Origin of the sequence: Segnochrobactrum spirostomi, assembly GCF_009600605.1 — a bacterium.
GTDB lineage: Bacteria > Pseudomonadota > Alphaproteobacteria > Rhizobiales > Segnochrobactraceae > Segnochrobactrum > Segnochrobactrum spirostomi.
Window position 1 is genome coordinate 4,013,027 of record NZ_VWNA01000001.1, and the last position, 26,300, is coordinate 4,039,326.

At 64.9% G+C, this 26,300-nt stretch carries 21 protein-coding genes and 1 tRNA gene; 6 read left to right on the forward strand and 16 right to left on the reverse strand.

The window, feature by feature from the left end:
- Positions 1-282 precede the first annotated feature (282 nt).
- From F0357_RS18060 to F0357_RS18105, 10 genes are all read right to left on the reverse strand, one after another.
- Positions 283-2,322, reverse strand: coding sequence for a hypothetical protein (locus F0357_RS18060; RefSeq protein WP_153485412.1), 2,040 nt, complete (start codon positions 2,320-2,322; stop codon positions 283-285).
- Positions 2,323-3,145: 823 nt separating this feature from the next.
- On the reverse strand, positions 3,146-4,501 hold the full coding sequence (locus tag F0357_RS18065; protein WP_153485414.1) for a M24 family metallopeptidase: 1,356 nt from the start codon (positions 4,499-4,501) through the stop codon (positions 3,146-3,148).
- A 57-nt stretch (positions 4,502-4,558) separates the two neighbouring features.
- Positions 4,559-5,626 carry an ABC transporter ATP-binding protein gene (locus F0357_RS18070; RefSeq protein WP_153485418.1) on the reverse strand — a complete coding sequence of 356 codons (1,068 nt, stop codon included), beginning with the start codon at positions 5,624-5,626 and terminating at the stop codon, positions 4,559-4,561.
- Positions 5,627-5,629: 3 nt separating this feature from the next.
- A complete protein-coding gene (locus F0357_RS18075; protein ID WP_153485420.1) occupies positions 5,630-6,670 on the reverse strand; it encodes a dimethylarginine dimethylaminohydrolase family protein in 1,041 nt (346 codons plus the stop codon).
- The gene (locus F0357_RS18080; protein WP_153485422.1) at positions 6,667-7,509 is read right to left on the reverse strand and encodes an ABC transporter permease; all 843 of its coding nucleotides are present in this window, start codon (positions 7,507-7,509) and stop codon (positions 6,667-6,669) included. The genes F0357_RS18075 and F0357_RS18080 overlap by 4 nt, the downstream gene beginning before the upstream one ends.
- Positions 7,506-8,345, reverse strand: a complete 840-nt coding sequence (locus F0357_RS18085; protein WP_153485424.1) for an ABC transporter permease — start codon at positions 8,343-8,345, stop codon at positions 7,506-7,508. The genes F0357_RS18080 and F0357_RS18085 overlap by 4 nt, the downstream gene beginning before the upstream one ends.
- A 75-nt stretch (positions 8,346-8,420) precedes the next feature.
- A complete protein-coding gene (locus tag F0357_RS18090) occupies positions 8,421-9,524 on the reverse strand; it encodes an ABC transporter substrate-binding protein (protein WP_153485426.1) in 1,104 nt (367 codons plus the stop codon).
- Positions 9,525-9,782: 258 nt separating this feature from the next.
- Positions 9,783-10,496, reverse strand: a complete 714-nt coding sequence (locus tag F0357_RS18095; protein ID WP_208948418.1) for a GntR family transcriptional regulator — start codon at positions 10,494-10,496, stop codon at positions 9,783-9,785.
- An 82-nt stretch (positions 10,497-10,578) separates the two neighbouring features.
- The gene (locus F0357_RS18100; protein WP_208948419.1) at positions 10,579-11,523 is read right to left on the reverse strand and encodes an NAD(P)-dependent oxidoreductase; all 945 of its coding nucleotides are present in this window, start codon (positions 11,521-11,523) and stop codon (positions 10,579-10,581) included.
- Between the two features lie 11 nt (positions 11,524-11,534).
- The gene (locus F0357_RS18105; protein WP_153485432.1) at positions 11,535-12,260 is read right to left on the reverse strand and encodes a class II aldolase/adducin family protein; all 726 of its coding nucleotides are present in this window, start codon (positions 12,258-12,260) and stop codon (positions 11,535-11,537) included.
- A gap of 223 nt (positions 12,261-12,483) precedes the next feature.
- Here F0357_RS18105 and F0357_RS18110 point away from each other — a divergent pair, with 223 nt between their 5' ends.
- On the forward strand, positions 12,484-12,621 hold the full coding sequence (locus tag F0357_RS18110) for a hypothetical protein (RefSeq protein WP_153485434.1): 138 nt from the start codon (positions 12,484-12,486) through the stop codon (positions 12,619-12,621).
- Positions 12,622-13,025: 404 nt separating this feature from the next.
- On the opposite strand, the gene F0357_RS18115 is transcribed toward F0357_RS18110, so the two are convergent.
- Positions 13,026-13,868: an oxidoreductase gene (locus F0357_RS18115; RefSeq protein WP_153485436.1), complete on the reverse strand. Its 843-nt coding sequence runs from the start codon at positions 13,866-13,868 to the stop codon at positions 13,026-13,028.
- A 115-nt stretch (positions 13,869-13,983) separates the two neighbouring features.
- On the opposite strand from F0357_RS18115, the gene F0357_RS18120 reads away from it, so the two are divergent.
- The 4 genes from F0357_RS18120 (at position 13,984) to F0357_RS18135 (ending at position 18,538) form a co-directional block, all read left to right on the forward strand.
- Positions 13,984-14,517 (forward strand): TetR/AcrR family transcriptional regulator, encoded by a 534-nt coding sequence (locus F0357_RS18120; RefSeq protein ID WP_246161724.1) that lies wholly within the window; start codon positions 13,984-13,986, stop codon positions 14,515-14,517.
- A 237-nt stretch (positions 14,518-14,754) separates the two neighbouring features.
- Positions 14,755-16,038 carry a dsDNA nuclease domain-containing protein gene (locus tag F0357_RS18125; RefSeq protein WP_153485440.1) on the forward strand — a complete coding sequence of 428 codons (1,284 nt, stop codon included), beginning with the start codon at positions 14,755-14,757 and terminating at the stop codon, positions 16,036-16,038.
- Positions 16,035-16,601, forward strand: a complete 567-nt coding sequence (locus tag F0357_RS18130; RefSeq protein WP_153485443.1) for a hypothetical protein — start codon at positions 16,035-16,037, stop codon at positions 16,599-16,601. The genes F0357_RS18125 and F0357_RS18130 overlap by 4 nt, the downstream gene beginning before the upstream one ends.
- An 8-nt stretch (positions 16,602-16,609) precedes the next feature.
- Positions 16,610-18,538: an AAA family ATPase gene (locus tag F0357_RS18135; RefSeq protein ID WP_208948420.1), complete on the forward strand. Its 1,929-nt coding sequence runs from the start codon at positions 16,610-16,612 to the stop codon at positions 18,536-18,538.
- Positions 18,539-18,717: 179 nt separating this feature from the next.
- Here the strand turns inward: F0357_RS18135 and F0357_RS18140 are convergent.
- The 4 genes from F0357_RS18140 to sthA all read right to left on the reverse strand — a co-directional run bounded on the left by F0357_RS18140 (position 18,718) and on the right by sthA (position 24,079).
- Positions 18,718-18,793, reverse strand: a tRNA-Lys gene (locus F0357_RS18140).
- 320 nt (positions 18,794-19,113) lie between these two features.
- A complete protein-coding gene (locus F0357_RS18145) occupies positions 19,114-21,558 on the reverse strand; it encodes a GcvT family protein (protein WP_153485457.1) in 2,445 nt (814 codons plus the stop codon).
- A gap of 138 nt (positions 21,559-21,696) precedes the next feature.
- Positions 21,697-22,581: a phosphotransferase gene (locus tag F0357_RS18150; protein WP_312861655.1), complete on the reverse strand. Its 885-nt coding sequence runs from the start codon at positions 22,579-22,581 to the stop codon at positions 21,697-21,699.
- A gap of 103 nt (positions 22,582-22,684) precedes the next feature.
- Positions 22,685-24,079, reverse strand: coding sequence for a Si-specific NAD(P)(+) transhydrogenase (sthA, locus tag F0357_RS18155; RefSeq protein ID WP_153485465.1), 1,395 nt, complete (start codon positions 24,077-24,079; stop codon positions 22,685-22,687).
- Between the two features lie 154 nt (positions 24,080-24,233).
- Here sthA and F0357_RS25315 point away from each other — a divergent pair, with 154 nt between their 5' ends.
- On the forward strand, positions 24,234-25,406 hold the full coding sequence (locus tag F0357_RS25315) for a GGDEF domain-containing protein (RefSeq protein WP_153485476.1): 1,173 nt from the start codon (positions 24,234-24,236) through the stop codon (positions 25,404-25,406).
- Positions 25,407-25,412: 6 nt separating this feature from the next.
- On the opposite strand, the gene F0357_RS18165 is transcribed toward F0357_RS25315, so the two are convergent.
- Positions 25,413-26,222, reverse strand: coding sequence for a YoaK family protein (locus tag F0357_RS18165; protein ID WP_153485479.1), 810 nt, complete (start codon positions 26,220-26,222; stop codon positions 25,413-25,415).
- Positions 26,223-26,300 lie beyond the last annotated feature (78 nt).

Here is a 26,300-nt window from a genome sequence, read left to right on the forward strand (position 1 = left end):
GACGACGTCCATGACGAAGTCCGGTTGCTTCGCGAACGCCGCGCGCCGTTCCCGGATCGGGCAGAGCAACGCCTGGAGGCCGGCGTCGAGGCGTTTCTTCTGAGGACCGTCTGTTCGACGGCGTTGCCCAGATCGAGCCTGAAGCTCCTTCAGCCGAGAACCCGCGAAAGCGCGCTGGCGGTAGGCAAAAAAGCGGCGCTCCGATCGCGTCGAAGCGCCGCCATTCAGGGCCTGGAGAGACCGTGGGTCGCGAGCCTACGGCGACCTTTTCCGGCTCGTGCTCTACTTCATGCTCAGCGTCTCGAAGTGCCCGTCAGGGATGAACCAGATATAGTCGCCTCCAACGACCGGCTTGGCGTTGTTGACGACAAAATTGCGGCACTCGATCCCGTCGGCCGCACCCGGCTTGCAATGGTTGAGGCCGTTCGAGAAGAGAATGCGCGGATTCCACATGCACAGGTTGGTGTTCGGATCGCCGTAATCCCCGAGTAGGCTCGGGCATTGCGACGTCTGGCCGCCGGTGCGACCCGCCCCGACATTATAGGCGGGATCATTGGCGCGGCTGCCCGGGGTGAAGCCGGCGCGGCCGTGGCAGTTGCGGCAATTGGTGCCGATCGGGTGGATCACCGGTTCGATATAGACGTTCTGCGAGACCGGCAGATAAGGCAGAGCATCGCCCTTCGGATTGGTCTGCGCCCATTTCGGGGGCGTGCCGTTGAAATAGTCCGAAATTCTGCTCGGCTGGCCATCGATCTGATAACGGATACCGTACTCATCCGTCAGAAGATAATATTTGCGCCAATTGCTGCTCCGCGTGGCGTTGTCGATCGCCGTGATTTCGTTGGCTTGCAGGCCGGACGATTGGGCGGGACTGTCGCTATCGGGGGCGAGCGTCGCGCCGTAGGTGGGCGATTGGCCGAAGCAATTGTTGTAGAGCGGAAGACCGCAATCGCCCAGGGTGTCGGCGCGCGGGCTCCACCACACGCTCTGGAAGGCCCAAGAATTGATCTCCTTGGTGGTGACGTGCATGGCGATCGAAATGAGGAAGTCGCCCGGTTCGAAGCCATTCGATTGATCGCCGTAGGCCCAGATCATCGCCTGATCAAGAAGGGCACGGTCTGCCGGCGTGAAATATTTCTCGAGCACCTCCTGCGAAACCTGGATGTGCTGGAAGACAGTGGCGGGATAGACACTTGGATTTTGGGTCGTGATCGCCGAAAAATTCCCTTTGCCGGTCGACGTGACATAAGCAAGCTGTAACGTCGCGGAGTTGGCGGACGCGCAGGAACTGCTGCCGATCGGCAGGCATGTATCGATGGCGACGACCTGCTTCCACTTCTCATAGCCGAGATATTCGGCGTTGGTCGCGTAGCTCTTGTCCTTGAAGAAGCTCGGAACCCACGGCGGCAAGGCACCATAGCGCACCCGGCATCCGGCGCTGCCGACCGTGGAGCCCGGCCGGCAACCCTTCACCGGCCAGAACATGTGCTTCGTCGCGATGTAGCGGCTGTCGATGCCGTCGGCGATCGTCGGAGGCCGCGGATCGGGTTCCTTCCATGCGCGATATTTCCTGGTGAGAGCCTGCTGGCTCATAGTGCGGATGATTGTCTCATAATTGCTCTGTTCGAGTGATTCCGTGGCGATCATGACGTTGCCTTCATTCACGAAGGCGGTGCCGTCGCAGATCTGGCCGGAACAGAATAAACCCTTTTGACCCGCCTGATCGCATGCTTCGGTGATCTTCTCCCACTGCTTATCCTTCAGCCAATCGGCAGCATTTTCTCTCGAGATACCGCAGCGATTGACCAGGACCAGCGGCGGTAGATTGTAAACCGGCGTGTCGCCGATGGTGTTGACAGTCTCAACCTGGCTCGGATCCGGATCGCCGTTCGCCGCGGTCGCGCTCACCGGCGTGGGCGTCAGGGCGCCGAGCGGCCTCACCTTCGTCGCGCCCGGGTTTGCCGCGCTTTTGGCCTTGCTGGTGAGCGTCGCGTTGGTGAGCCGGTTGCCGGTGTTCGGCCAGGTCATCCAGATCGGATAGTAGCCGCTACAGACGGTGCCGCTGTTCAGCCAGCAGCCCTTCGTGCCACCGACATTGGTCCATTGCTTCGCTGCGTCGTTGATGAAGGTGCCGATCGCAGCCGGCGTCCAGATCGCGGCCCAGAGGCGCCAGCCATGGGCGCGCACGGCGGGGCGGCTTGCGGGCGTCTGCTCCAGGAAGGCCCGTTCGAGCGGCTTGGCGCAGGCCGTATCCCCATCACACCAGCCAGACCATCTCGGCAGGGGCTGGTAAGGCGTGAAGTTGGAGAAGGCGCCGGCCACCGCCTCGCTCGCCGCGGCCGCCGTGCCGCCGGGCGCCTGCGCCAAGCCATGCAAGAGACCACCTGCCGCGAGCCCGACTGCGACTGTTATCGTGCACAATGGCACGACGAATTTTCGCAGGAATATTGTTGACATCCGCCCCTCCGAAGAATTCCCCGCAGCGATAACTTCTCACTGCTCGCGGAGCATTAGAGGGTCGAAAGCCGAGTGGCGCAAGTTAAAGTTGCGATATGCGCATGGTGGCCTCAACTGAGCGTGGTCCGCTCGCGCTGCGCGATGAGCGGCCAGCGCCAGCATGGCTGCCCCGACGCAGGCGTTGAGCACAGGCCAGGCGTCGGGCCGGGCGAATAGCAGCCACAGCAACCGCGTGCCGTGACCGATGGCAGCGAATGAGGCGAATTTCACCGTCGCCGCCCGCGCGAGAGAGATGCGTCGCAACGCAGGTGCACAGCGGCGGACATTTGCCCTGCCGTGTGGAGGTGCGTGTCATCCTCGAGCTTCGAAGGCGCGTTGCACTTTCGGCGTGCGTTCGGGATGTTGCTCGACGAAGCCATTTGGGACGTGCTTCGAACGCGGCATCGTTTGCGAGCGTAATCCGCCAGAAAGTGGCTGATCTCATTGAGCGGTGAAGCGACGCGCTCAGTACGGCGCTCGCATCCTGCCCCGAGCGGCGCCGGCGAGTCACAGAACAAGCGGCGAGGGCTACGGTGACATAAGCGGCATACGTTGTGACGCTCGTGGGAAGCGAAGGCCAAGTTAGCGCCGGCGGCCCATTTCCGCTTCGAGACAACGGAGATCGCCGCCGACTGGACCTGCGTGGGCCTCAACTCCGCGTCAGCGCATAGCCCTTCTTCAGCCAGAGCGGTGGCAGCACCAGCGGGATCGCGGACAGCAGCAGGATGTTGTCCTTCACCGCAACGCCGATCTCGTCGCGCACGAAGGTGCGCCGCGCCTCGAAGCGGGCGGCGACCTCCGGATGGCGCGCGGTGATCTCGGCCTTGAGCGCCGCATCGGCGAAGGTAACCGGATCCTCGCAATTAAGCGCCCACCCGGCCGGCATCGGTACGGGGATGATGTCGATCTGGAAGGGCATCCCCGAGGCGATCGTCTCGGTTGAGCCGGGGCGGATCGGGGAGTTCATCCACTCGTCATGGCCGGTGAGGTGGCCCGGATTGAGGGCGGACCGCAGGCCGCCTGCGGCCAGCGTCGACACAACGGCCTCGTGGATGGCGCCGCCCTCGACGCCGATATCGGCGGTTTCGTACCAGGCGAGCAGCCCCTTGAAATAGGCGCTGGCAACCGAGACGAAATCCTCGTCGTCATCGCTGACGAGGCCGGCACGGGCCGTCAGGCCGCCCCAGAAGCTGACCGCGGCGGTGATGCCGTCGCCCCGCGCGGCCTGCCTCGCCGACGGGCTCTTGAGGCCGATCACCGGGCGGGAGGCATCGCCCGTCGTCAGCATCGGATGGCAGTTCATCGGCTCGCCCGCGTAGCCCATGCGCGAGGCGGCCGAGAGTTCGTTGTCGCCGAGGGTGAAGCCCGAGACGATCCGCCAGACGGCGAGCGAGGCGCGGGTTGCAGCCCATTCGGCTTCCGCGATCTGGTCGGCGTCGACGACGGCGCGGAGCCCATGGACCGGATGCATCAGCACAGATGTCGCATCGCTGATCGCGCCGCCGACCCGTGCCAGGCTGTCGACAACATAGGCTGGCACGAAGAAGGTCGGCTCCGGGCCGTCCCACTCCTCCGGCACGACATATTTCCAACCCGCCAATCCGATGCTGTCGCCCTTGCCGATGCCCAGCTCGCGCAGCACTGCGGTGAGGTTCGGCTTGAGACTGCGATCCTGCGCCATCAGGCTCAGCGCCTGACAGAGATGGACCGAGACATCCGGCAGACCCGCGATCGGGGCGTAGTCCATGTTCTCGTTGCCGGTGACGATCATGCGCTCGCCACGAGGGCCGAGCAGGAGCAGGGCCTCCTCGAAGCGCGGTTCGAAGCCGGTCAGGAAGACGATGTTGGCGAAGTGCTCGCGATCCGCATAGACGACGAGCCAATCGGTGCCGGCGGCGGCGAGAGCGGCGGCGGCCCGCGCCGCATAAGTCGCGGCCGGAATGACGGGCCGGCCGAGCGGGGTGCCGAAATCGGGCAGAAGGACGGGGCGGAGCGCTATCGACATGGGGGCTCGCTAAGTGGTTCCGGTGGTGGGCGGGGAGGGGGAAACGTCACGCACGCCTCAATCGGGCAACAGGAAGCCGATCAGGTCGGGCCTGATCCGACATTGCAGAGGCGCGCCGATCGTGACCGTGCCGGCGGCCCCGTCCGGGATGATCAGCGCCAGTTCTTCGCCATCCCGCGTCCGCACGACGATACGCTCGCCGGTCCCGATGAAAGCGCGATCGATCACGGTGACGTCGAAGACTTCGAAACCGGCTTCCGCACCTCCGACTTCGATGTCTTCCGAGCGGATCCAGGCAGAAACGTCGCCGTCGCGATGATGCCGCGCGGGATCGAAATGTGGGGGGACCGGCAGGTCGCGGCCGAGCATCGCCAGCCTGTTCCTCTCCGAGGAGAAGCGGGCGCGGATGAGATTGTTGCCACCGATGAAGCCGGCGACGAAGCGCGAGACGGGATTGCGATAGATTTCCCGCGGCGCGCCGATCTGGACGATGGAGCCGTTCTGGAAGACGGCGATGCGATCCGACATCGCATAGGCCTCCTCCTGGTCGTGCGTGACGAAGATGAAGGTGACGCCCGTCTCGCGATGCAGCCGCTTCAGTTCGCGCTGCATGTTTTCACGCAGGGATCGGTCGAGGGCTGAAAGCGGCTCGTCAAGCAACAGCAGGCGAGGGCTGTAAGCGAGGGCACGGGCGAGCGCCACGCGTTGCTGCTGTCCGCCTGAAAGCTCGCGGGGTTTGCGCGCCGCGAGCTTGTCGAGACCGACGAGGGCCAGCATCTCTTCAACGCGCTCGGCGATGGCGCGCTTCTCCAACTGGCGCACTCTCAGCGGGAAGGCGACATTGTCGCGGACCGAGAGGTGAGGGAACAGCGCGTAGCCCTGGAACACCAGCCCGAGATTGCGATCCTCCGGCTCCAGGTCGGTGACGTCGATGCCGGACAGAACGATGCCGCCCTCGTCCGGCTTGACGAACCCGGCGATCGACATCAGCAACGTGGTCTTGCCGGAGCCGGACGGGCCGAGCAGGGTGATGAACTCACCCTCCTCGACCGAGAGATCGACGCCATCGAGCGCGACCGCCGCGCCGTAGCTTTTCCGCAGGCGGCGGATGTCGAGAAACGCCATGGGTCAGGCCGGATCGCGGGCAAGCGGCCCAGTCGAGCAATGGATACCGCCGCCGCCGAGCTCGACGCATTCATAGTCGATCGTCAGCACCTCCACGCCGGCCCTGGCGAGCCGGTCGGCAAGGCGCGGCGTGCGTGTTTCGTGCATCAGGACACGGCCGGGGGCGAGCGCCAAGCAGTTGAGCGAGAAGGCGTTGTCCTCAGGCGGCAGCTCGATCATCTGGATGCCGCGCTTCTCCAGCTCCTGGATGAAGACATAGGGCAGCTCGTTGATGTTCACGATCGCCTTGTCGTGGTCGACCATGATGAAAGAGCCGTCGATATGGATGCGGTAGCCCGGCATCGGCACCTTGATCAGGTCGATGCCGACGCTGTTCAAGAGCACCTCGACCTGGCGCACGCCTTCCGGGTTGCATGCGACGGAGACGGAGCAGACCGCGGTCTTCTCGTCGAGGATCGCGAAGCCGCCGCCCTCGAACACCGCCTCGCCATGCAGCGTGCCGATGATCGGGCATCCGGCCTTGGCGAGCGCCCGGGTGACGGCCAGTTCTTCGCCGCGACGGACCTTGCGGGCGAGACGCGTCACGATGGCGCCGCCCTTCACCGCGATCACGCTGTCGCGGCAATAGATCTGCTTCATCGCTCCCGGCGCGGCTTTGTCGATCAGGATGACGTCGACGCCTTCGGCGCGCAGCAGCGCCGTGAACTTGTCGTGCGCCGCCTGCATGGCGGCGAGATCCGGCAGGGTCTTGCCGATCCAGTACCAGCCCTTTTCCGGGTCGCCGAAGCCACCGATCTCCGGCATCGGCTTGTTCTCGACGATGTTCAGCTCGTCGCCCGGCCGGTGCATCAGCACGGCACGCAGCTTGCCGACGTCGGTGGTGCATCCCCAAGGGCGGCCCCAGACGCGGGTCTGCTCTTCCGGATCGTGGAAGGCGGGAGACGGGATCGAGCCGAACGTCTGGAAGAACTTCGCCTCCTTGTATTCGTGCTCGCTCATCGCGGGCGTATGGGCGCTTTCGTTGGACTTGAGGGGGGCGTTCATGACGGCGTTCCTTTCGCGGTGTCTTTCGGATTTCGACGGGTTGGGGAGGCCCAGCGCTCGGAGACGAGCAGTCGGATGAGAAGGGCCAGGAGCGTCGCGAGCAGCAGTGCGGACGCGATGGCGGCGAGCGCGGGGTCGACGGAATCCGCGATCGAGGTCCAGATCCGGCGCGGCAATGTCACGATCCGCCGCCCCGTGATGAACAAGGTCACCGTGATCTCGTCCCAGGACGTGATGAAGGCGAGGATCGCGCCGGCGGCTACGCCGGGGCCCAGGTTCGGCAGGATGACGCCAAAGATGATGGTGGGCGGCCGCGCGCCGAGCGAACGCGCCGCCTGGACCATGCGCGGATCGAAATTGGAAAGGCTCGCCCCGATCGCCAGCACGGCGAGCGGCATCGCCAGCATGACATGCACGATGGTGACACCGATCCAACTGTCGAGCAGCCCGAAGCGCGACCAGAGTTTCACCATGCCGACCGCATAGATGATCGGCGGCACGATGAGCGGCGACAGAAGAACGACGCGCAACAGCGATGGCCAGCGGCCGACATAGGCCCAGGCGCCGATGGCATAGGCCGCAGCGACGGCGGTCGCGACGACGCTGGTGGCAAGCGCGATCCCGAGGCTCGTCGCCATGCTGGAGAGCCAGCCGGTCCGCCAATCGACCAGCGCCGCGTAGTGAGAGAGCGAGATGCCGTCGTGGGGGAGCGAGAGATAATCGCGATCCGTCAGCGATACGGGGATCACCACGAGGATCGGCACGAAGAGGAAGGCGAGCAGCAGCCAAGCGGCGAGCTTCGGCAGGCCGATCTGGACCAGACGGCGGGCGGGGGTCATGCGCGTCCTCCGCCGAAGGCCGCGCGCATGGCGGGGTGCCGCATGGCGATCGCGACGAGAGCGCCCACCGCGACCAACATCAGCGTCGACAGCGCCGTGGCAACGCCCCAGCGCAGCGTCGAGGAGATCTGAACCGAAATGTATTCGGCGATCATCAGCACGCGGCCGGCGCCGAGAATGGCCGGCGTCACCAGGAAGCCGAGCGAGAAGATCACGGTAAAGAGCGTCGCGATCGCGATGCCAGGGAGGCTCAGCGGCAGCCAGACCCGCCAGAACACCGTCGCAGGCTGCGCGCCGAGCGAACGGGCCGCCTGGATGATCCGCCGGTCGATATCGCCGAGATTGGCGACGAGGAGCAGGATGGCGAACGGCATCATGTAATGGACCATGCCGATCACGACGCCGAACTGGTTATAGACGAGGTCGAGCGGCTCGGAGATCGCGCCGGACTCGGTCAGCACCGTGTTGAGGACCCCGTTGCGGCGCAGGATCGTGATCCAGGAAAAAGCGCGCACCAGCACGGAGATCCAGAACGGCACCATGACGAGGAACAGCGCGAAGCGGCGGCGCCCACGCGACATCTGGACGATGGCGAACGCGACGACGTAGGAGAGCACGACGGTGATCGCCGTCGTCAGCAGCGACACGGTGATCGTGGTGCGAACCACGCGGCCGATCGCAGAATTGCCGAAGAGGCTCAAATAGTTCCCGAATCCGGGCTTCGGCTCCAGAAAGCTCAGAGCCAGAACCTGAAGGATGGGAAACACATAGAGGCCGATCGACAGCACGGCGGCCGGCACGGTGAGCGCGAGCGCCCAGCGCTGGAAGCGAGTCATGGTGCCCTCGTCTTGCTGCCCTCGTCGGACACGCGGTCCGGCCACCGGTGAGCACCGGCGGCCGGTCCGGGTCGACTAGCGGGAGATGAAGTCGAGGAAGCGGTTCTGCAGCTCGGCCTCGTTGGCGGCGTAATAGGCAGCCTGAATCCTCAGCGCCGTCTTGTCGTTCTCCGGAGCGAGCGGGTAGACCGCCTTGTCCTCCGGCGTCATCAGCGCCAGCGCTTTCGGATTGGACGGGCCATTGCCCATCAGGCGCAGCAGCGTGATCTGACCTTCGGGCTGCAGCGAAGAATTGATGAAGTCGAACACCTTCTTGCCGGCCGGGTTGCCCTTCGGCACCGACCAAGCGCTGGAGAACAGCAATTGCTGTGACCAGGTCCAGGCAAAATCCGGATTCTCCTTGTGTAGGAGATTGGCGCGGGTGTGCCAGATATTACCGAGCACGACCTCGCCGTCGCGGAAGAGCTGCTGGCTCTGGGCGCCGCTCTCCCAGAAGATGATATGCGGCAGGAGCGGCTCAAGCTTCTTGAAGGCGCGATCGACGTCGAGGGGATACATGTCCTCGGGCTTGACGCCGTCGGCGAGCAGCACGGCCTCGAGCTGGCCCTGGATCCATTTACACATGGTCCGCTTGCCGGGATACTTCTCCAGATCGAAGAAATCGACCCAGCCGGTCGGGACCTTGCCGCCGGTCTTCTTGGCGTCATAGGCGAGGACGTTGGAGAAGGTGTAGTTGCAGATGCCGAACTCGGCCGCCATGTCCGGACCGACCAGGGTCTTGTCGACGATCGAATAGTCGATCGGCTCGATGAAACCGCCCTTGCCGAGCACGACGGCATCGACCATGCCGCCATCGGTCACGTCCCAAATGACGTTCTTCGACTCGACCATGGCGCGGATGGCGCCCGTGGACGGACCGGCACCGTCGATGGCAACGGGTATGCCCGTCGCAGCCGTATAGGGCGCGCCATAGGCCTTCTGGAACGCCTCGAGCGCGGCGCCGCCCCAATTGCAGATCACGATCTCATTGGCCGCAGCGGAGGCCCCCGTCGGCCGGATCGCGACGGCGAGCCCGAGCCCCGCCATGACAGTCAGGAAGGCGCGGCGATCGAGCTTTCCGGCACGGAACTTCTCCAGCGCGATCTCGGCGCTGTCCTTGCCAAAGCGGTTTAGCGACATCTCGTTCCCCTATTTTTCTCTGGTGGTGCGCGCGCCTTTCAGCGTCTCCCCAAAGCGCGGGCGTGGCGGGTTTCCCGTCTCGCGCCCGTCTCCGCACCGGCATCCTCGAGAGGACGCAGGACGGATCGACCGGATTGCTGGGGCGGGATCGTTGCCGAGGCCGCCCGTCGCTTCCGGTTCTCGTTGCTCGCCGGGTCGCCCCGACGGCACGTTTTTGTCTTGGTGCCTGTCCTGGTTGCCGCAATGGCGGCGCGGGCATCAGACCTCTTCGGACTGGCGGAAATAGTCGGCGTTGAGCGCCTGCAGATCGGCCTGGTCGATATCGACATTTCGGATGTGGGCGGCGAGCCGCGCGGAGGCCAATGCCGGATCGCCGGCCCGAACGGCCGCCAGCACGCCCTTATGTTCCTCGACGATCGCCTCGATATGGTCGCGGCGCATGCCGATCAGGAACTGCACCCGCATCATGTCGGCGCTGACGTGCAGGCAGGCCGTCCAGGCCCGCTCGACGGCGAACGCGCGCATCAGTCCGGAATGGAAGCGCATGTCGGCGCGGTGCAGCGCGGCACGGTCGTTCTTGTCGATCAAACGCTCCTGCTCGCGCAGCAGCATTTCGAGCTCGTCGAGCGCCGCCGGATCCGGCGCCACATCGGTACGGGCGACGACCGCGCTTTCGAGTGCCGAGCGGATGAACACGGCCTCGCGGACGCGCTGCATGTCGATACGCGAGACCAGCGTGCCGCTCTGTGGCGAGATCTCGATCAGTCCCTCGTCGAACAGCCGCGCGAAGGCCTCGCGCACGGGCGTCCGGCTGATGCCCATCGATTTCGCGACCTCGGTCTCCGAGATGCTCGTGCCCGGCTTCAGCCGCGCCGTGACGATCGCCTCACGCAACTCGATGCAGGCACGCGCCGAGATCGTGCCGCGCTTACCGGCGTGGGCGGGATCGATGGGCGAATTGAATGTCAGCATGGCTGTATACTGGTATCCAGATTGGAATGGTGTCAAGCGGCAACTGGTGTGGGGCGGATGAGCCGGCACAGACCGAGCGCGCTCACGATGGCGTGGGCGCTGCGGTACGGACGAGCCCGGGCAGCGGCGCGCCCTGTTGGAGGGCGTCGATCGCGGCGGCGAGTGAGCGGGCGGCGCCCTCCGGCGTCGGCAGGCCGCCGATATGCGGCGTGAGGCGGATGCGCGGATGCGACCACATCCAGTGCGTCGAGGGCAGCGGCTCCTCGGCGAAGGCATCGATAAAGGCGCAGCCGATCTGGCCCATATCGAGCGCTTCCCGGAGCGCCGCCTCGTCGAGATGCTTGCCGCGGCCAAGACTGACGAGATAGGCGCCCGGTGCGAGACGGGCGAACAGCGGGGCTGCAAGGATGCCGGCGGTTTCCGGGGCAAGCGGCAGCAGGTTCACCAGGACATCGGCGCCGTCGACGCAATCCCCCAGGCGTTCAAGGCCGCTGAACGTCTCGATGCCCTTCACCTGTCGTGGCGTACGCGACCAAGCGTGAACCCGGAACCCGGCCGCGGCCAGCGCTGTCGCGGCGGTCATGCCGATCGGACCGAGGCCGAGCACCGCCACACGGGCCTCAGCCCGCGTCCGTCTCCGCGCAAAGACGGGGGCCCACACCCCTCGTGCCTGATCGATCCGGTATTTCTGATCGTCGAGCAGAAAGGCGAAGGCGGCGTGGCAGACATAGTCGGCAAGCTCCGCGGCCTGTCCGCCATCGATCAGGCGGACGATCGGGACATGCGACGGGATGCGAGGATCGGCGAGCAGATGATCCGCGCCGGCGCCGAAGCAGAAGACCAGAGCGAGGCTATCTGGAAGCGGCGGAAAAGCGTCCGGAAGCTGCCAGGCGGCGAGAACGTCATAAGAGCCGTTCACCGGTTCGTCGGGCCAGCACCACGTCGCGAGATCCGGTACCCCGGCCGCCAGCGCCGCGCAGAAGTCTTCGCCATGGGCCAGCGGATCGGCGAGGAGGACGCGGACCACCTCCGCGCCCCCTAGAAGGCCATTGCGGCAAGTCGGCGGAGCGCCTGCCATTCGAGCCCGGCGGCGCCGTCGGGATCGGCGTCGTACTGGCCGACCGTGCGGGCTTGCACGCTCTCGGGCGGGATCACCAGCTTCGCCCCTGCGGCCATGGCGGCGAGCTGCATCTTGCAGGCCTGCTCGAGATTATACATGAGCCCGAACGCCTCCCCGACGCTGCGGCCGACCGTCAGCAGACCGTGGTTGCGAAGGATCATGGTGTTGTTGGTGCCGAGATCGGCGACGAGACGGACCTGCTCGTCTCGGTCCAGGGCGATCCCCTCGAAGGCATGGTAGCTGACGCGGCCATGGAACAGCAGCGCTGTCTGGTTGAGCGGCAGCAGCCCCTCGTCGAGACAACTGACCGCGACGCCCGCGACCGTATGGGTGTGCACCACGCACATGGCGTCGGGCCGCGCGGCGTGGATCGCCGTGTGGATCACAATGCCGGCGGTGTTGATCGGCGCCTGCGTGCCGCGGACCTGGTCGCCGTCATGATCGATCACCAGCAACGACTCGGGCGTCACCTCGCGGAAGAGATCGCCATAGCGATTGATCAGCAGCTTGTCGGGTTCCTGCGGCAGGCGCGCCGAGACGTGGGTGTGAATGAGATCGTCCATGCCGAAGCGGGCGATGAGCCTATAGACGGCGGCGAGGTCCTCGCGGACGGCCTGCTCCGACATGAACTCGGCGGATGTCATTCCTGATCCCTCTCTGCATCCCGGTATACAGGGATAGCGAAGGCACTTGTGCAATGCAACAGCGCTGTCTCACGGCCGTCGCCCACGGGGATCTTTGGGGGAAAAGGGGGGCTGGCGCCCGGCCGTAGCACAGCCCGCTATGTGCGGAGCCGTGCTTGCCGTGCTCTGACCAACGTCTCGGAAGGCCGCTCTCCATATCGCTCTCGATATCCGAGGAGATGCCGTGCTTGCGGGCCGCAGGCGTGACCGCATCGACTGCTCGGCCGCCGCCATGGTCGTCTCCCGGGCCGCTGAAGGTCGTGAGACCGGCACGATCTACGACGACGAGGAGGCGAGGCCCGATGGCACCCTCTTCATCTGAGGGCCGTAAGTTCGACGGCGCTGCCCAGATCGATCTCCAAGTCCTCTCGGTCGAGCCCGCCAAAGCGGGCCGGCTGGAGGCCCTGACGGTCGTCAGCATGATGCTCGACGGCGTTCCCGTCGAGCGACACGGCGTTCGCGTCGTCCGCCGGTCCGATGGCACGTTCCGCGTCGAGCCGACGACCTATCGCGCCTCAGACGGATCCTGGGCTGCATGCCGAGGAAGCAATTTGCGGATCGCGCACGGGCGGTGCGGCGGCGGGGCGGGGGCGTTCACCTCTAGCCCGTAATGGAAGGCGGCAGCATTCGTGCCTCCTTGCCAAAGCGGACGATCCGCAAGCATCACCATAGCGGACCTATGAGGACGCCCTGGGCGCCTCCCTAAGCAGCGATCGATTCACGCGCTCATGATGCGAAGCTGGTCGACCGTGAAAGCGCCTCCCAGGCGCTGATTTCGCCTCGCATCCGGTCGAGTTTCTGTTCGACCAGCCCCAGAGCGTCGTCGCCGAGGAACAGCCGCACCGGTGGGGTCTCGGCCTCGACCAGAGCCAGCAACGCCTGGGCAGCCTTGCCCGGATCGCCGGGTTGATGGCCGCTCTTGGCCTGTCGTGCGGCGCGGATCGGGTCCATCACCGCGTCGTAGTCGGCAATGCTGCGCGGTGCGCGGTCCATCGAGCGTCCGGCCCAATCGGTGCGGAATTGGCCGGGCGCGAGCGCGGTGACCCGAATTCCGAAGCTCGCGACTTCCTTGCCGAGCGCCTCTGAAATGCCCTCGAGCGCGAACTTGCTGCCGCAATAGATGCTGATGCCGGGCATCGTGATGAAGCCGCCCATCGACGTGACGTTGATGATATGGCCGCGACGCCGTCGGCGCATGCCCGGCAGCACCGCCTTGATCATCGCGACAGGCCCGAAGACGTTGGCGGCGAACTGGCGCTGAAGATCGTCCATGGACGATTCTTCCAGCACGCCCTCCTGGCCATAACCCGCATTGTTCACCAGCACGTCGATCGAACCGGCTTGTCGCTCGGCTTCGGCAACAGCATCCGGGATGGCGTCGAAATCGGTCACATCGAGCCGGACCGGGTGAGCCCGATCGGGCGCGAGCGCGGCGAAGGCCTCGGCGTCACCCGGCCGCCGCACGGTGCCGATCACACGATGGCCCGCGTCGAGCGCGCCGAGGGCGAAGGCGCGCCCGAGGCCGGAACTGACGCCGGTGATGAGAAATGTCTTGGAGGGGGACACCATGATAAAACTCCGAGCTACGATCGAATTTATATCATGATATAGATAGGACATGACAGGAAACAAGCCCCAGGCAGCGCCGACCGCCGTGCGCGGAGAGCCCCTTCGCCAGCGCGTGATGGACGCGGCGGAGCGACTGCTCCGCCGGGGCAAGGCCGATTTCTCGATGCGCGACCTCGCGACCGAAGCCGGGGTCAGCTTTGCGACGCCGTTCAATCAGTTCGGGAGCAAGGCGGCGATCATGCACGCTTTGTCGGGGCGTCGGATCGATACGATGGCCGAGCGTTTCGCCGCGATGTCGCCGCCCGCCGATGTGGCCGGCCGGGTGCTGTTGGCCATCGACACGGCGGTTGCGGTGATGCTGGAGGAGCCGGAGATCAACCGCGCCGTGATGGGCTGGCTCGGCACGGCCGGTCCTTCCCCCGGAAAGGTCCTGGCGCACTCCACGACCCTTTGGTCCCTGGCGCTGGGGGCCGGCGAAGGCTTGATCGCGGCGGACCGGCAGCGGGCGCTGCGCGCTCTACCGGAACACCTCGCCTTCGCCTTTCGCGGCGTTCTGTCGTTCTGGACGGCCGGCGAACTCTCCGACGCCGATCTCGCCGCGCAGGCGCGCGCCGTTGCGCAGACATTGCTGCTCGGGTTTGCGGAATAGGCGGTGTGGGGGAGGCCGGTGCCTAGGTAGGGGTGGGGGAGGACGCCCAGGAGCCGCGGCCTCGGCCTGAAGTGCGAATGGCTGGTTTGCGCCCCATTACAGCCATCGAGCTGACTAGCGCCACACTCCGGAAGCGGACATGATCCATCTGGCAAGGTTGCCCGATTGGATGAGGGACGATGCAACCCTAAGTTTGCGATCAAACTTGCCTTTAGGTCTGATGGGTAGCATTCTCACGTGCGTGAGCAACAAGAATATGCGGCGAACATCGTGAGCTCTCCTGATCTGGTTCTCGACAAAGCTGATCCAGGCGACGACGTCGCCGCACGCTTTGATTACCAACACGCATATGCAGCAATAAACGCCATTCGGCTAATTACCGGAGAAGGCAACTGCATTGAAGTTATCTGCGAAAACCATGAAGATTACTTACTAAAAAACAGTACTGAGAAGTTCATTGGAACCCAGATCAAGACACGGAAGATCACGCTTCCCCCGTTTAAGGCAGGAGAGATGCAAGTCACCAATGCGTTGGGGAAATTCTGCCTGCTGGATCAAAAATTTCCCGACTGCTTCGAGAGTTTCGATTTCACTACCAACCATTCGTTCTGGGAAAATGAGCAGTCGCTGAACAACCTTCCCTGGCTCCTGTCCTCGCTCCGGCAGCGCGGCGGCATTAAAGGCCTGCGCGAGAACAGCCCACTGCGCCAATATGTCGAAGGCATCGCATCCAATACGGGCCTAAGCCCTCAAAATGTGTCCGCTACCCTGATCAGGACAACGGTTCGAGGTCACGCAGCGGAAGTCAGCCACATAGGCAGCAACGTGCAAGAAGCTCTTTGCGAGTGTCCCGGCGTAAAAGAACTGCCCTATGCCACTGTCGCCACGATCGCTAAGGCGCTTGTCCAGCTTGCGCGTGAGGCGTCAGCGAAAACGCTGCGGGGGCCTATAACTGAGTTGTTCACTCCGGGAACAGATCTAAAGCAAGCGATCGATGACCAGCTTCTCGCCGGGAAGCGCATTTGCAGAGCCGATGTTCTCGCCATCATCGACCGGTTCAAAAGCGGTAAGCCCTACGAGGATATCAATGTCTCGACGTTGGTGACGCCCTCTGACGCCCCGTCAGATTTGATGATCGCGTTCCGCAAATTGGCAAAAGGCGGAGTTGAGGCCGGCCGTGTCATCAACATTGAGGATCGTGTTCGTTCCTTTGAAGCGTTATTCCTCGAATGGAGCCGGAAGTATGGTGTAGACGAGGCAAAGAAGCGCTACAGCAATGTGCTCGCCGTGGTGCAATTCGAAGCCGCCGAGGCGCATGCCGGAGCCGAAAAAGGCGGCGAGCCATACGGTTCGGCGATGTTCGGTGCTCTGGCGGAACGTCTAATGGCGCGCGCCAGGGACGATCGCGATCAACTCCATGGTTGCCGTCCCGAGCATCTGATCGGCGCTGCGGGCGTTCTCACACAGCACTGTAAGACGTGGTGGTCGCCGCACTTCAATGTATCCGAGGACGCTCCATGAGCGTGGACCTCGTCGATATCGTCACAGCGCTGGACAAGGACGAGGATGTGCACCTTGCCCGCATTATCGTCCTCCTCAAAGCCTTCTCGCAACCCGACGCGCCGGCAATCGAAGGCATCACAAAGCTGGCGAAACTCGATTTCTTGCTCCGCTATCCGTCATGCCTAGAAAAGGCCCTGATCGCGCGTGGCGTTTCTGCCAAGAACATTCCGGTGGACGATTTCGAACGGCTGACCATCGAGGCCCGGATGATACGGTACCGCTATGGTCCTTGGGATCATCGGTACCGCCGCTTCCTCAATATTCTGGTGGCCCGACGCCTTGCCGTAGTCCACACCGACGGTCGAACAATTCACATCGACCTTACGTCGCAAGGGGGTAATCTCGCGGAGAAGCTGATCGAATCGCCCGGATTTTCGCGGATTTACGAGCGGGCCGTCCTGTTGAGAAAGCATCTCAACCTAAAGGCGCGCGCGTTGATGGAGTTTATATACGAGCAGTTCCCCGAATTAACTTCGCTGGAGTTTAACGAGGGGATTGCGTTTACAGGGGAAGCCCGATGAAGTTGCTAATGGAATCCCTCGTTCTGCTATGCAAGCAGAGTGAGGAACGCGTCCTTTTCGGCAGCCGGCTTTCGTTTTTCCACGGCGAGATGTCTACGGGCAAATCCACGATCGCAGAGCTGATCGACTACTGCCTTGGCGGCTCGCTGCAAAAGACGCCCGCTATTCAGAGCGAACTTGTCGGGGTTCAGCTTCAGGCGGTAGCCGGCGACACTTCACTGCTGATAGAGCGTAACCCCAATACCACCACCTCGGTTGAGGTTAGCTGGGAACGTGACGGCGAAATCGGGCGGGAGAACCTGCCCCTTGCGGCCGGCGAAGTCCCTATCGTCGGCGATGAGATTTACAATTACAGCGACTTCCTTCTGCGCACTCTCGGCACGCCGGTGCTGAAAGTCCGCAAGCGCAAGGGCGACCCGGAGTCAGCGCTTCAGCGCCTGAGCTTCAGGGATTTCTACAAATTCTGCTATCTCGACCAGCCCGACCTAGATTCTAGCTTCTTCCTGCTCGACCAGCCTATTCGGCAGGAAAAATCCAAGGATGTGCTGCGATACGTCCTGGGTTTTCATAGCGACAGACTGAATGAATTGCAGGCCGAGCTTTCCGAAATCCGGCAAGAACAGCGAACGATGCGCGAAGCTGCCACGCAGATCGACGAGTTTCTCCATCGGTACGGCTTTGCATCGAAAGCAACGATCGAGGCGGAGATCGACAAGCTCAATGACGAGGAGGAAAAACTCGATCAGGAGATTGAGAATCAAGGCAGTGACGATCTCCCCGCTTCGACCGTTGCCGAAGAAGACCAGACGCTGATCGGTTCGCTTTCCGATGCCATCGCATCGAAAGCGGCAGCGATCGGCGATATCGAGCAGCGACTGAAGGAGCAGGAGTCGCTTATCGCGGAATTCCTGGCAATGAAATTCAAGATCGCCCGATCCTCAACGGCATCCGAGTTGCTCAAGGGCGCGGCGTTCCATGCTTGTCCCGCTTGCGGCACGGAGGTCAGCCGAAAGAGCGACGGTGCGCATTGCGTGTTGTGCAAGTCGGACCTTGCGGAAGCACCCGGCGGACTTGAAAGCGACAGTGCGGTGGTAGAGCGCGACCTCTCCGACCGCATTGATGACCTGAAACGATCTGTCCAGCGTCTCAAAAGATCGCACGACCGACAAAACGAGGAACTGGGCGTTCTCATGACTAAGCGTGTCGATGCGCAGCGACGCATGGATTTTACCCGCAGGCAGGTCGAGTCCGAATATATGAAACGTGCTCGGCGGCTTGAGAGCCGACGCGGCGAGATTAGGGAACGACGACGCATTTTGATACGCATCATGGGGATGCCCGGTGAAGTCGAAGCCAAGTTGAAGGAGGCGGATGCACTGTCAACACGGATCAGCGAGCTTGAACGCAACATCCAGATCGAACAGGGACGCTTCGAGGCCGGTCGGAAAAATGTTAATGTGCTTGAAAAGAACTTCCATTCGTTGCTGCGCGCCATCCACTTTCCTGAAATCAAGGCGGATGACGAGGTTTTCTTGAACCAACGTACTTGGTTTCCTTACGTACACCCGAAAGGCAACGAGTCCCTTGCCTGGACGTTCAGCGACGCCGGTTCGGGCGGGAAGATGGTGCTCTTCAAGATATGCTTTGCCCTTGCGCTACATCAGACAGCGGCGCAGCGGCATCTACCGTTACCAAGATTTATCGTCATCGATTCGCCAATGAAGAACATTACCCCTGACATCAATCCTGAGATATTCGAGAGTTTCTACACCGAGCTTTATCGGCTGCTAGAGGGCGATCTCAAGTCGTGGCAATGTATAATGATCGACCAAACACTTTTTGAACCGCCTGAAACACTTGACGATCATCTGGAGCGCCGGCTAACTCAAAATGATCCAAACCATCCTCCACTAGTAAGCTACTATCATGGCCATTGATGCCATTTAGATAAAATAAAGTGGTTCCAGAGCCAGCTTCTCGGCTGGTCTCCGGAGCGATTCGGAACGGCGGCTTTTGTCGGTCTTAGGTTGAACCCGGATAGTCTGCTCACGGCCCCAATCCGGCCATTGGCAGCCCCTCTCGGACCCACCCCTGAAAAGCGAAGTCCTTGATTTTATGGTGAGCCCGGAGGGACTCGAACCCTCGACCCCATGATTAAAAGTCACGTGCTCTACCGGCTGAGCTACGGGCTCACGTGCTGGGCCGAAACGAGCGCAGCGCCTTCCGGGCCGGTTGGTCGGAAGCGTGGGCTCCGGGTAGTGGGTTCTCGCGCCGCCGTCAAGCCGGCGCGATCAACCGCGCTCCCGTTTCCACGGCTCGGCACGGGAGGCGGCCCCTTGCGGGCCTCCGCCGTTGCCGGTGCGGCGCCACGGTCTCGCACCACCCGGGCCTTTGTTCTCCGGTCCGGGGCCGTGGGCGCGCAGTCGTCTGTCCCGCGCGGTGTCGGTGTGCGGGGGCGAGCGAGGCCGGCGGTCTCCGACCTCCGCCCCGTGCTCCGACCTCTGCCCCCGCCTCAGGCCTTCACCCGCGCCATGGTCGGGTCGTAGAGCGGGGCGAGGTGGACCTTGGCCGCCACCCGCTCGGTCGCGACTTCGAGCTCGTAGCTGCCCGCCTCGACGAAGGCGCGGTCGACGCCCTCGGCGCGGCGCACGTAGCCGTAGCCGATCGGCAGGCCGAGGGTGTGGCCGAAGCCGCCGCTCGACAGCCAGCCGACCCGCTCGCCGTCGCGGTAGATCGTCTCGCGGCCGAGCAGCACGATCTCCGGGTCCGCGACCGTGAAGCCGCACAGGAGCTTCTTGAGGCCGTCGCGGGCCTGGGCCTCGAGCGCGGCGCGGCCGAGGAAGGGCTGGTTGCCCTTGAGCTTCACCGCGAAGCCGAGGCCGGCTTCGAGAGGGGTGTGGTCGGGGCCGATGTCGGCGCCCCAGGCGCGGTAGCCCTTTTCGAGGCGCAGGCTCTCGATCGCCCGGTAGCCCGCATCGGCGATGCCGTGGGCGGCGCCGGCGGCCATCAGGGCGTCGTAGACGGTCGCCGCGAACTCGACCGGGATGTGGAGCTCGTAGCCGAGCTCGCCGACATAGGTGATGCGCAGCGCGATGACGGGCGCGCCGGCGATGCCGATCTCGCGCACCCGGGCGAACGGGAAGGCGGCGTTCGAGAGGTCGTCGCCGGAAAGGCCGGCGAGGACGTCGCGGGCGCGCGGTCCCATCACGCTCAGGACCGCATAGGCCGAGGTGACGTCGATCAGCTTGGCGTCGAGCCCGGCCGGAATATTGCGGCGGATCCAGTCGAAATCGTGGGTCGCGAAGCCGGTGCCGGTGACGATGTAATAGCGGTCGTCGGCGAGGCGGGCGATGGTGAGATCGCATTCGATGCCGCCGCGGGCGTTCAGCATCTGGCTGTAGGCGAGGTGGCCCGGCGCCTTCGACACGTCGGCGGCGGCGATCCACGACAGGGCCGCCTCGGCGTCGCGGCCGACCAACAGGAACTTGGCGAACGAGGTCTGGTCGAACACGCCGACCCGCTCGCGCACCGCCTGGTGCTCGCGGGCGACGGCGCCGAACCAGTTCGGCCGGCCGTAGGTGTAGCGGTCGTGGGCGTCCTCGGCCGGCGCGGCGAACCAGTTCGGCCGCTCCCAGCCGAGCTTCTCGCCGAACACCGCGCCGCGGGCGGCGAGGCGGTCGTAGAGCGGCGAGCGGCGCAGCGGCCGCCCCGAATGGTGCTCCTCGTGGGGCCAGGCCATCGTGTAGTGCTTGGCGTAGGCTTCGAGGGTGCGGGTGCGCACCCAGGCGACGTCGCGGTGGTTGCGCCCGAAGCGGCGGATATCGACGGGCCACAGATCGAACGGCGCCTCGCCGCCCACCACCCACTCGGCGAGCACCTTGCCGGCGCCGCCGCCGGAGGCGATGCCGAAGGCGTTGAAGCCGGCGCCGACGAAGAAGCCGGAGAGCTCCGGCGCCTCGCCCAAGATGAAGTTGCCGTCCGGGGTGAAGCTCTCGGGGCCGGCGACGAGCTCCTTCACGCCGGCGGTTTCGAGCGCCGGGACGCGGCCGAGGGCGAGCTCGACGATCGGCTGGAAATGATCCCAGTTCGGCTGGAGGAGCTGGAAATTGAAGCCGGCCGGAATGCCGTCGATCGCCCACGGGATCGGGTTCGGCTCGTAGCCGCCCATCACCAGGCCGCCGACCTCCTCCTTGTAATAGGTCAGCCGGTCGGGATCGCGCAGGGTCGGCAGGGTCGAGGTCACGCCGGCGATCGGCTCGGTCACCATGTACTGGTGCTCGACCGAGACGAGCGGCACGTTGACCCCCGCCATGCGGCCGATCTCGCGGGCCCATTGGCCACCGCAATTGACGACGAACTCGCAGGCGATGCGGCCGCGGCTCGTCAGGACCGCGACGACGCGGCCGCCGGCGAGCTCGAAGCCGGTCACCTCGGTATCCTCGAAGATGCGGGCGCCGTGCATGCGGGCGCCCTTGGCGAGGGACTGGGTGATGTCGGAGGGGTTGGCCTGGCCGTCGGTCGGCAGGAAGGCGGCGCCGACGACGTCGGAGACGTCCATCAGGGGCCACAGATCCTGCGCCTCCTTCGGCGTCAGCAGGTGCATTTCGAGGCCGAAGGAGCGGGCCGTCGTGGCCTGCCGGCGGACCTCGGTCCAGCGCTCGGCGTTGCAGGCGAGGCGCAGCCCGCCGTTCATCTTCCAGCCGGTGGCGAGCCCGGTCTCCGCCTCGAGGGTGCGGTAGAGCGCGACGGACTGGCCGAGGAGCTGGGTGATGTTGGCGCTCGAGCGGAGCTGGCCGACGAGGCCGGCGGCATGGAAGGTCGAGCCGGAGGTCAGCTTGTGGCGCTCAAGGACGATGGTGTCCTTCCAGCCGAGCTTGGCGAGATGATAGGCGGTCGAGCAGCCGACGATGCCGCCGCCGATGACGACCGCGCGGGCCTGGGTGGGGAATTCGGCCATGGTCTCGTTCTCCTGCTCTCGCCGCCGGGGAGGCGCGGGCCTGCCTGCCGCCGATCGGGCGCATCAGACCATTCCGCGGGGTTCCGTTCAATGGCTGCGATGCGTGATTGTGTGGCTTTCTGTGGCTTTACGAGGCATTCAACCGCGGAAGGCGGTCAGAGCGGTCTCGAACTGCGCCACGAGACCGTCGGTGTAGGCGACATAATCGAAGTCGATGGTGGACCGGCTCTCCGACACCGCGCTCCACAGCGCCTCGCGCAGCAGCGAGGCGCACTTCATCGCCTCGAACGCCCTGAGCCGCGCGGGAGCGGGCGGGGCGCCGGCGTAGAGGGCGAGGAGGTCGGCTTCGTCGCGGGCGGAGAAGCCGTTGTTGGAGGCGAGGTTGGCGAGGTCGAACAGGCCGGTGTTGAAGCCGGCATAATCCCAATCGAGCAGCCAGAGCCGCTCGCCGTCGTCGAACAGATTGCCGGGCAAGAGGTCGTTGTGGCCGAACACGATCTCGACCGGGCCGACGGTGCGCTCAAGCTCCTCGGTGACGGCGAGGAGGCGCGGCAGCTCCGGCGCGAGGCGCGAGCCGTCGTCGACGAGGAGCCCGGCATAGGAGCGGATCACCTGGAAAACCCAGAAGATCAGCGCGGGCCCGCGGAAATGTTTCGGGATATCGGTGTGGCAGCGGCGCAGCAGGTCGACGATCCGCGGCAGGTTCGCCGGCGAACGAACCTCTTCGGAGGTGAGGGGGCGGCCGTTCAGGAAACGGGTGACGAGGAAGCCCGGCCCCGCCGCGATCACCTCCGGCGACAGCCCGGCGGCGAAGGCGGCGCGGGCGGCGGCGACCTCGTTGAAGCGCAGGATGCCGTGGTCAGGAATGTCGTCGGCGAGGCGGACGACGACGCTGCCGCCGGCGCGGCGGTGGACCACGAAATTCTTGTTCGTGATACCGCCGTCGAGCGGGCGGATCTCGATCGGCCCGTCCCAGAGCGGAAAGCTGCGGATGCGGTCGAAATCGTCGCTGAAGTCCGGCACCCAGATCCTCTCCCTCACGTCACCAAGGAAAGGTCGATCATCCGGCCACACAAATCAACAGAGAACAACATTCGGCGCCGGTCAGGGGGCGAGCGCGCCCCCCTTACACCCGCACCATCCGGTTCCAGGCGTCGAGGCCGGCGATCTTGTAGGCCTCGGCGAGGGTCGGGTAGTTAAAGGTGTTCTCGATGAAATAATCGATCGTGCCTTTGAGGTTGAGCACGGCCTGGCCGATGTGGATGAGCTCGGTCGCGCCTTCGCCGACGATGTGGACGCCGAGCAGGCGGCGGGACTGTGTCGAGAAGATCATCTTCATCATGCCGCTGTGCAGCCCCATGATGTGGCCGCGCGACGTCTCGCGGAAGCGGGCGATGCCGCATTCGTAGGGAATGCCGCGCTCGCGGACTTCCTCCTCGGTCATGCCGACGGTCGAAATCTCCGGCACGGAATAGATGCCGTAAGGGAAGAATTCCGGCGGCGGCGGCGGCGACAGCCCGAAGGCGTGGCAGGCGGCGACGCGACCCTGCTCCATCGAGGTGGAGGCGAGGCTCGGAAAGCCGATGACGTCGCCGGCGGCGTAGATGTGCGGGATCTCGGTCTGGAGGGTCTTCGGATCGACCTTGATGCGGCCGCGCTCGTCGACGCCTAGACCGATCGACGCGAGATTGAGGTCGTCCGTGGCGCCCGCCCGTCCGGCGGCGTAGAGTAGCATGTCGCTCGTCACGGTGCGGCCGTCGGCGAGGGTGGTGGCGACGCGGCCCGCCGCGTTGAGTTCGACCGAATTGACCGCCGCGCCGAGCCGGAGCCCGACGTTGCGGTCCCGGAGGTCGTGGACGAACTCCTCGATCAGTTCCTTGTCGATGAAGTCGAGGAAGGTCTTGCGCGGCTCGATCAGCGTGACCGCGACGTCGAGGGCGCTGAAGATGGTCGCATATTCGACGCCGATGACGCCGGCACCGATGACGGTCAGGCTGCGCGGCAGCCGCGGCAGTTCGATGATCTCGTCGCTGTCGAACACGCTGGTGCCGTTGAAGGGCACATTGTTCGGGCGAAATGGCCGCGTTCCGCAGGCGATGAGAACATTGTCCGCGGTGTAGGCCTGCACCGCCCCGCTGTCGGACGTCACTTCGACCGTGTGCGCGTCGCGGAAGCGGGCGCTGCCGCGGGCGGTGCGGACGCCGTTGCGGCTGAATTGGTGCTCCAGCACCTCCACTTCGTGATCGAGCGTCTTGTGGAGACGGGCGAGGAGATCGGTCGCGTCGATGTCCTGTTTGACGCGGTAGGCGCGTCCGTAAAAGCCGCGCTCGCGCCACCCCGAGAGGTTGAGCACCGTCTCACGCAGGGTCTTGGACGGGATCGTGCCGGTGTGGACCGAGACGCCGCCGACGCGCCGGCCGCGCTCCACCACGAGAACCGACTTCCCGAGTTTCGCGCTCTGCACGGCGGCCCGCCGACCGGAGGGGCCGCTGCCGATCACGATCATATTATAGTCGCTCATGATGCCATTTGCCCCAAAAAGAGCCCTAACATCCTCGGATGTTGGCGCATTGACCTTGCGCTGGGCGGTCGCGTCCGCGCCTTGCAATTGTCATGCGCGATCAGACGCGGTGGCTTAATCGAATGCACGGCGTTGGCGCCCTCGGAACGTGCCGGTGATCAATCTCGACATAGCGACAGTCATTTTCCTCCACGTGACAGTCCTGGCCGCGGGCGCCGTCGCCTTCGCGCACTTGCAGCGGCAGGTTCCGTGGCCGGTGCCGCTTCGGTGGCTCGGTCTCGCTTATGCGATCGTCGGGGTGGGGGCGCTCTCCGCGGCGCTGGGCGAGCACGGCGCCTTGCCGCCCTGGCTTTGGCAGCCTCTCAGCCTGGGATGTGGAACCGGCGGTTTCGCGGCTCTTTGGTGCGGCATCCGCATGCTGAGCCGCGAGCGTGGTATGCCGACGGCTTGGCTGCTGCTGGTTCCCCTCGGCTGGCTGGTGTTTGCGCACGTCATCGGCTTTGTCGCGGAGAATTGGCAACGGGCCGGCATCTTCCATTTGAACGCTGTGGTGTTTCTGGGGGCCACGGCGTGGGAGGTTCTCCGGGGCCGGCGCCGCGAGCCGCTGCCGTCGCGCTTACCGCTCGCGATCATGCTCGCGGTGTTCGCGCTCTCCTTCCTGGCGGGGATCGCCATGATCGCGTCCGGCACCGTTCGTGCAGCGCGGATCGCCTTCGAGTTTTACATTCAGATCTTCTGCTATTTCGGCGTCGTCATTCTCGTTTATGGCTTGGTAAATGAACGAGCCCAGAAGCGCCTGCGGCTGTCGGCGGAGATCGACCCGCTGACCGGTCTCGGCAATCGGGCCCGTCTCGTCAGCTCCGTCCCGCCGGAAGTGCAAGGCGGTGATGCGGCGATCCTGCTCGACATCGACCACTTCAAGGCGGTGAACGACAAGTTCGGTCACAGCGCTGGCGATCGGGTGCTCGCCGCCGTCGCCGAGACGCTTCGCGCGAAGCTGCGGCGGGAGGACATCTGCGTTCGCTATGGCGGCGAGGAGTTCGCCATCATCCTGCCGGACTGGCAGGACGTTGGGGCTGTCGCCGAGCGGCTGCGCGGGGCGATCGAGGCCGTGAAGGTCCCCTTGGGGGATTCGGAAATCGGCGTCACTGTGAGCCTGGGCGTCGCGATCTCACGCACCGGCAACCATTCGTGGACGGATCTGATCGACGCGGCCGACGCCGCGCTCTACGAGGCGAAGCGGGCGGGGCGCAACCGCGTCGTCGTGCAGCGCTTGCCGGCGCCTGTGCCGGCCCGCCAGCGGGCCGGCATGCTCGAAGACGCGTGACTGCGCTCAGCGCCGCTCGCGCAAGGCGCGCACGGCCCGGCGGGCGATAACATCTTCCAGCACCGGCACGCCTGCGAGCACGAACAGCGCGGCGGCGAGCGGAACGGTCGTGATGAAGCCGACATATTTGAAGCCGAGCGCCCCGGTCACCCCGCCGATGAAAAAGGCCGAGAGGAGCGTCGCGAGGAGAGCGAGCTTCTTCAGATCCGCTTGGACGGGCGGGAGGCCCGGGCCGCTGCGGTTCCAATAGGCGAGCTTGCCGAGCTCGATGCCGAGATCGGTCACCATGCCGGTGACGTGGGTCGTGCGGATGCGGGACTGGGAGATCTTGGTGATGATCGCGTTCTGCAACCCCATCACGAAGCAGAGATAGGGGACCCCGAACAGCGCGAAGTTCGGGATGTCGGCACGCATCGCCCCGAGCACGCCGAAGCCGAGCAGGAGGGCCGCTTCAACGAGCAGCGGCAGGGTATATTGCTGGCGCGCGTGGTGGCGGCGGCCCCAATGGATGAGAATCGCCGAGGAGCCCGCGCCCATGGCGAACGCGGCGAACGCCGAGAACCCGGCAACGACGAGCCAGACCCCGCCGATGGCGAGATTGTCGGCCATCGCCGAGACGATGCCCGACATGTGCGAGGTATATTGGCCGACCGCCAGGAACCCGCCCGCGTTCGAGGCGCCCGCGATGAAGCACAGCGCGGTCCCGAGCCAAGCGTCGGCGGCCGCGCTGCGTTCCGCCCGGACGAGCAGGCGCAACGCGTCTGCAACGCGGACATGCTGGGCCTCATTGGGCCCGATTTTCAAATGCGCGGTCATGAAGAGGACCCGCCGAATCGGCGCTGAAAGGAGCGAACGTCCGCATTGAGCCACGATCGCGGAGGAAATCGCAAAACG